This is a genomic window from Paenacidovorax caeni (assembly GCF_001298675.1).
GTDB classification, from domain to species: Bacteria; Pseudomonadota; Gammaproteobacteria; order Burkholderiales; family Burkholderiaceae_C; genus Paenacidovorax; species Paenacidovorax caeni.
In genome coordinates this window covers 1-583 of sequence record NZ_CYIG01000137.1, presented here as the reverse complement: position 1 = coordinate 583, position 583 = coordinate 1, and the positions used below count along the sequence as shown (strand labels likewise).

The window sequence follows — 583 nt, the reverse complement described above, 5'->3', positions numbered from 1 at the left end:
GCGACGATTCTTGGATCCAGCGCTCGGTCTGTATGTGCGCCACTGCCAAATGCTGAAGCCATGCAGTTTCAGCCTCATGAGAAAACCTGCCCCCAAGTGCCTGTGCAATCTGCAGCGGGCTGGCGTGCTCGCCTTCGATCTTGTTCGAGTAGTAGGCATTCATCGACTGCAGAAGCCCCACAAACTCCGTATTCACGCCGCCTGGGAAGGCACCGCTCAGCCGTGCCGCCTCCATCCGAAGGTCATGGGCCTTCTCCAGCAGCTTATCCGCCCGAGGGGTGCTGGGTAGAAGTGGCTCAAGGGCTTTTGGAGCGTTCAAATGTGGCGCCATTTGCGGATCATAGACCTCATGCAGTCTTATGATCTACAAAGATTTATTCAGAAACGCTGGTGAATATTTGCGGATGTGTATGCGGCTCGTCCAAACAGTGGAGGGTGTGCAGAATTTTGTGTAAACGGACAATCCACCGCCGGCGCAAGCCGGCCTGTCCGTAAGCACAATGAGCACCAAGAAACACGACGTACCCGAAGAACTGCTGTCTGGCCTGCTGGCTAACTACAAGAAGCCTGAAGACCTCATCGG

The 583-nt window shown here is 55.2% G+C and carries 1 protein-coding gene and 1 pseudogene; both read right to left on the bottom strand.

What is annotated here, in order from left to right; translation table 11 throughout:
- Positions 1 to 331, bottom strand: a pseudogene (locus BN2503_RS19110) (Fic family protein); the annotation flags it as partial.
- 43 nt (positions 332 to 374) lie between these two features.
- A partial coding sequence (locus BN2503_RS21200; protein ID WP_233495146.1) for a hypothetical protein occupies positions 375 to 583 on the bottom strand: 209 nt, incomplete at its 5' end.